The sequence below is a fragment of the Vibrio sp. V30_P3S12P165 genome (genome assembly GCF_009904905.1).
GTDB classification, from domain to species: domain Bacteria; phylum Pseudomonadota; class Gammaproteobacteria; order Enterobacterales; family Vibrionaceae; genus Vibrio; species Vibrio fujianensis.
In genome coordinates this window covers 1-6,139 of the sequence record NZ_WXWH01000063.1, presented here as the reverse complement: position 1 = coordinate 6,139, position 6,139 = coordinate 1, and the positions used below count along the sequence as shown (strand labels likewise).

At 40.0% G+C, this 6,139-nt stretch carries 6 protein-coding genes; 5 read left to right on the top strand and 1 reads right to left on the bottom strand.

Annotated features, from left to right (window positions below; translation table 11 throughout):
* From CAG57_RS12790 to CAG57_RS12770, 5 genes are all read left to right on the top strand, one after another.
* A partial coding sequence (locus CAG57_RS12790; RefSeq protein ID WP_202598684.1) for a hypothetical protein occupies positions 1-246 on the top strand: 246 nt, incomplete at its 5' end.
* A gap of 335 nt (positions 247-581) precedes the next feature.
* The gene (locus tag CAG57_RS12785) at positions 582-1,574 is read left to right on the top strand and encodes a radical SAM protein (protein WP_161433647.1); all 993 of its coding nucleotides are present in this window, start codon (positions 582-584) and stop codon (positions 1,572-1,574) included.
* A 26-nt stretch (positions 1,575-1,600) separates the two neighbouring features.
* On the top strand, positions 1,601-2,887 hold the full coding sequence (locus tag CAG57_RS12780; RefSeq protein WP_161427927.1) for an HlyD family secretion protein: 1,287 nt from the start codon (positions 1,601-1,603) through the stop codon (positions 2,885-2,887).
* Positions 2,888-2,889: 2 nt separating this feature from the next.
* A complete protein-coding gene (locus CAG57_RS12775; protein ID WP_161427928.1) occupies positions 2,890-5,034 on the top strand; it encodes a peptidase domain-containing ABC transporter in 2,145 nt (714 codons plus the stop codon).
* The gene (locus CAG57_RS12770; RefSeq protein ID WP_161427929.1) at positions 5,027-5,662 is read left to right on the top strand and encodes an acyltransferase; all 636 of its coding nucleotides are present in this window, start codon (positions 5,027-5,029) and stop codon (positions 5,660-5,662) included. Before CAG57_RS12775 ends, CAG57_RS12770 begins: the two co-directional genes overlap by 8 nt.
* Before the next feature lie 170 nt (positions 5,663-5,832).
* Here the strand turns inward: CAG57_RS12770 and CAG57_RS12765 are convergent.
* Positions 5,833-6,139 (bottom strand): ATP-binding protein (locus CAG57_RS12765; protein ID WP_161439532.1); only part of this gene is annotated, 307 nt, incomplete at its 5' end.

Sequence of the window (6,139 nt, the reverse complement as noted above, 5' to 3'; positions counted from 1 at the left end):
GTTGATGGTGGTGGTGATGGTAACAGTTCGAATTTGATTTCAGGAATGGTAAGTATCGGTATTGGTTATGCTTTGTCTCGTCTACATCCTGTTCTAGGTGTTGCTTACGCTATTGGCAATATTCAAAGTACTTATAGTAATAGTGGCGTCGGCACTGGAACAAATCAGTCCTATGGAGGTAATGGACTAGACACTGGTGGTGGAATGATGCAAGCAGGTGGTTCAAGAGGTGGTTACGGAAGATAAATTAGTATTGATGGTATAGTTGTCTATACCTATTTAAACATATTGTTATAGGTTGTTTTATGTATTGTCCTAATTGTCATAAAGTGAAAATAAGTTTTTTTGATAAATATAAATTGATTGCTTGGAAAAAGGTAAATTGTCCTCACTGCAAAGTTTCCTGGAAGGTAAGTAACTATATTTACTCATTGATTATTTTTATTTCTGCTGTATCTTCGTATTATGTTGCCCATCTAAATGTTAATTTTTTTGTGAAAGTTACTTTCATATTTTTAATATATATGTTGGCTGTTTTTTGTTGTCCAATTGTAAAGAAGTAGTTAGTCATAAGGTGGTTTATGAAAGGTTTAATTGAAGTTAGTCTTGATAAAATATTTCTTTCTATTAACTGGGCACTGATGAATAGTTGTAACTACAAATGCAAATACTGTCATGAGGACTTAAATGGTGGGTCTATTAAAGCACCATCGTATGAGGTTATAATTAATTTCATAGAGAAAATGGTAGAACGCTCAAATAAGTTACAGCTGAAACCATATTTTGAGTTTGGTGGTGGAGAAGTAACTCTACTTAAATATTTTAGTGATCTCGCTAGATATATCCATAAAAATGATGGTTTAGTCTGTATCGTTTCAAATGGCTCAAAAAGGATTTCTTGGTGGGAAGAAAATACCAAGTACTTATCTGGAGTGAGTCTTAGCTATCATATTGAAGACATCAAAAGTGAATCTCATTTTATTGGAGTCTCTAAGGTTCTTGAAGCTTCTCAAAACACCCGTTTTCACGTCAATGTCATGATGGTTCCTGAGCGGTTTGATGACTGTTTGGAGTTTGCAAGCAGATTAAAACAGGAAGTTCGTTGCTCTATTGCTCTACAACCACTTTTTGAAGGCTTTGGCCATGGTGGGATTACTAAGAAGTATTCGTATACGCCCGAACAAGAACAAATAATGAAAGATTTTCTTGGTCGACCGGGGCTTAAAACGCTTCCACCATCAATGGCGGAATTAGAAGTTAATTATGTCGATGGTACAACTGAGAATCTGTCGACTTTCGACCTCATTGCCAATGATCAAACCAATTTTGTTGGCTGGGACTGCTATGCCGGGATTGATAGCTTAGTTATCACGTTTAGCGGTGATATTTATCGCTCTTGGTGTATGCAGGATGGCCCGATTGGTTCCATTTATGATGAAAACATTGAGTTACCCATACATCCTACAAAGTGCAGAACTAAAATTTGCCAGTGTGGTGTCGACTTGTCGGCCAAAAAAGTGAACACAAAGTTGGTTTTAAGCAATCAGCAAAAAATAGCAGTGACTCAGCTTTAGCCTCACTTTTAGGGAAAGGATCACCTATGGTAACAAGAGCCAAGCATTTATACCGACCAGAGTATTTTGAAGCGCAGAAGTCAAACAATCAAGGTTCGATTTTAATTGACGCTTCACTAAATCAGAATGTATTTGTAGCGGCTTCAGTATTTGTTCTGGTAACGATCATTTTTTTTGTTGTTTTTGCAGAGTATACGCGCAGAGACACACTAAATGGTGTGGTGAGCCCGACTGGCGGTATTATCAAGGTACAAGCTAATGATGAAGGCTATGCCGGAAAAGTATTTGTCATTGAAGGTCAGAAAGTGCTTGCTGGCGAACCGTTATATGAGATCCAAACTGAGCGATATGATGAGTTTGGCCTGGGCGTAAAAAGACGAATTCTCACTTCTATTGAAAATCAAATCGTTTTGTTAAATGAACGCCGACAGAAAGAAGTTGAAAAATTTCAACATCAGCTAGAGGTCATCGATGTTGACCTAATACGATTGTCAGAAGAGGCTGGCATACTGAAAGTGGTCGTTGATTTATCTGAACAAGAGTTAAGCCTTGCTCAAAGTTTGGTTGATAAACAACAAGTGTTAGTCAATAAGCAGTTCATCTCCTCTATTGAACTTCAAAGGCAAAGGCTTGAGATAATAACACTAGAAGCTAAGGTACAAACCCAGCGCCTTAGCTTACAGCGTTTAGTTAGAGAAAAAGCTAAGCTGGAAGAAACGAAAGTAACACTCGAGTTGGAGCTAGACATTGCCTTACAGGAAATAGATCGGCAGCTTCAACAAATTGCTCAAAACAAAATAGAATACTTTTATCAAACAGATACCCAAGTAGTCTCACCGATTAATGGTGTGGTTGCATCAATTTTCGTTAAGGAAGGCCACTCTGTCAATAAAGGCCAACCTCTACTTGTAGTTATTCCAGAGGGAGAAGATCCAGTCGTTGTAGAGCTATACGCACCGAGTCGCAGCATAGGTTTTATTCAAGAAGGTCAAGATGTTCGTTTGCGGTTTGATGCGTTTCCCTATGAAAAGTTTGGTGTTCAGCAAGGCGTTATCACATCTATATCAAAATCTGCAGTCTCTGCCGAGATGTTACCAAATAGCTCATTGATACAAAGCCAGCTTTCGCGCACTTATGGCGGTGTTGGTTTGTACCAAGTAAGAGTCAGATTAGATAAACCCACTATTACGGTTTATGGGGAGGAGCAAATGTTTGTGCCAGGAATGACATTGACCGCAGATATTGAATTGGATACGCGTAAGGTCTATGAGTGGTTGTTAGAGCCTTTGTATACTATTAAAGGGCGAATGTAACTATGCATACAGAAGGACTGATAGATTGGGGATGGGGGAAGAAACTCCCTTTAATTCGACAAACAGAAAAGGCGGAATGTGGTATTGCTTGTCTTGCTATGGTTGCCCATTGGCATGGTTACAAAACCGACCTACGTTTACTAAGGGAAAAATGCGGTATTACCCAGCACGGGATGTCATTTGCACGACTGATTGAGTGTGGCTCGCTTCTCAAGCTTTCGGGCCGCGCGGTGCGCTTAGATCTACATGAATTGGAACAATTAGCTACACCTTGTATTTTGCATTGGAACCTCAATCATTTTGTCGTACTAAAGAAAGTGAACGGGAAGAAAATTGAAATTCACGACCCTGCCAATGGTGCACTGACGCTGAATCATGATGAGGTCAATAAACATTTCACAGGAATCGCACTTGAGTTAACACCAACCCACGACTTTGAGAAAAAAGTTGAAAGTAAAGCGGTTCGGCTATCAACCCTGATTGGTAAAACCGTTGGCCTTAAAGGTGCGTTAGGCCGTATTTTTGTGTTTGCATTAGTATTGGAAATATTAGCCCTTACTCTACCTATCTTTAATCAAATTGTAATTGATGAGGTGTTGGTTGGTTATGACAAAAATCTGCTTGTACTCGTGATTGGAGCCATTCTGATGGTAACAGCCACACAAACTCTTATCGGTCTTGCTCAGCAATGGGCGACAATCAAGCTTTCTGTGAATTTTAACATGCAGTGGGCTGCTAATGTTTTTCATCATTTGTTTCGCTTACCGATAGATTGGTTTGAAAAAAGGGATATAGGGAGCATTAGTGCTAAATTTTCCGCAGTGGATGTTATTCAACAAACGTTAACAACTAGCGCAATTCAGGCTCTACTCGATTTAGTTTTAGTTATAGGTACGCTGTCAGTTATGTTGGTCTACAACCCTCAATTGTCACTGATTGCAATTGCAGCTGCGCTCGGTTATGTCGCTCTCAGGTTTGCATGGTTTGGCGCTTTTAAACGCGCAGAAGAAAATACTTGGGAGGCTAGCACTCAAGAAGAAAGCTACTTTATAGAGACAGTTCGTGGCGTATTGAGCTTAAGAGTTAACGGGACGTTGCCTTGGCGAGAATCATCTTGGCGAAACCTTAATATTAATCGAAGGAACGCACAGTTACACGAGCAAAAGCTTGGAATGATATACAACATAATGAATGTGACCCTTGTAAGCCTCGTGTCTGCGACAGTTCTCTGGTTTGGTGCAAATTTGGTGCTTGATGGACTTTTTACAATTGGCATGCTCATGGCTTTCCTTTCGTATCAAGGTCGATTTTCTGCCAGCATTAGCTCACTAATCAACAAGTACTTCGAGTTTAAGATGCTATCTGTGTATAACGAGCGTTTAGCGGATATTGTCTTAACTGAAAAAGAAACGGATAGCGTCCCTGATGCTGTGGGGCTGCCTATTATAACTAACTACCAGGGCGATAATGTTATCGAGTTTGACAACGTTTACTTCTCTTATGGAAAAGATCAGCCCCCTATTCTTAATGGTGCAAGCTTTAGTGTTAGAAGTAATGAGATTGTTGCTTTAGTCGGAGCATCAGGTTGCGGTAAATCAACAATTTCTAAACTTCTATTGGGTATATATTCAGTCACATCGGGTAGCATTCATTATTTTGGTAGTAAATCAATAGCCTCTAAATCACTTAGAACTCAAGTTGGAGCAGTATTGCAAGAGGACCAACTATTTAGTGGTTCGATTATCGAGAATATTACGTTCTTCGCTGGCGATTTGGATGAAGAGTGGCTTATTGAGTGTGCTCGTAGGGCGGGTGTTCACGATGATATAGAGCGCCTAAATATGGGGTATCACACTCTGATTGGTGAAATGGGAGCGAGTCTATCAGGAGGCCAAAAACAAAGAATTCTCATTGCGCGAGCTTTATATAAAAAACCTAAGTTTCTGGTGTTAGATGAAGCGACAAGTAGCTTAGACATCTATACGGAGTCGTTTGTTTGCCAAATGTTTAAAGAAATTAATATACCTATTTTGATGATTGCGCATCGCCCAGAAACCATAGCGTCAGCTGATCGTGTTTTATTAATGGAAGGTGGTGTAGTAAAGGAAATTCCTAATAATATTAAGCAGGAGTCTAAAAATGTATAGCTCTGAAAGAATACTCTGCCCAGATAGTCATTGCGACTTATCTGAAGTTGAACTAATGGAACAATATGGCAAATACTTTGGTTCTGAAAATTGGGTAACATTTTCTGGGTGCCCCTCGATTACTTTGACCAAAGTTGGCTCAAATGACTTCGAAGGTTTCCCAAACGTGAATGAGGTGATCACGATTGATTCAGGATGCTACATTGAATCATCCCACTTACCTGCTTTCCCTTCTGGTGTCACTAAGTTGACAAGTGTTTCAGTTAACGATAAACCTTTTGGCAAAATCGTGATTGGCAAAGGGTGTGTACTCCAAGGAACCTCCATCTGTGCTTACGAAAAAGTTTCAATAGGGAACAATGTGATTTTTGGCCCCAATACCGTGATTATGGATTGCAGCGGTCATGCACTCACAAATCGAGGTCATCCCGATGAACTTGATAGACTTGAGGCTGAGCCCGTTAAAATTGGCAATGATGTTTGGATCGGTTATGGGTGTATTATTCTTCCTGGAGTGAGTATCGGTGATGGAGCAGTAATTGGCGCTGGTAGCGTAGTTACAAAGGATGTTCCTGCAAATTATATGGCTGCAGGTAATCCGTGCATCGTAAAAATGAAATTAAACTAATCGAAAATAGGTAACTGTTCATCCGAGAGATATTGATAGTTAATTAGAACTGTGCATTGACGGGCACTTTAGCATTAAGTCCTACCTAGGTAGCGCTGTAGCTGTCAACGATCACCGAAAACTGATCCACTTTTAGCTTAAAAACGATCAATCAAAATTGATCCACCCTTTTACTCAGGTATTGCTCCTGAGCGTCGTTTATCTTTCAATCGATAACTATCACCACTTAACTGCAAAACATGCGAGTGGTGAAGCAGTCGATCTAACATCGCTGCCGTTAATGTCGCATCATCGGCAAATGCGCTAGGCCATTGGCCAAACGATAAATTGCTGGTCAAAATAATACTGCCATACTCATAGCGCTTAGCGATCACATTAAAAAATAGGTTGGCTTCTTCTCGCCCAAACGGCAGGTAACCGATTTCATCAATGATCAATAACCTTGGAGCCATCACAGAGCGAGAGAGGTATTGCTTC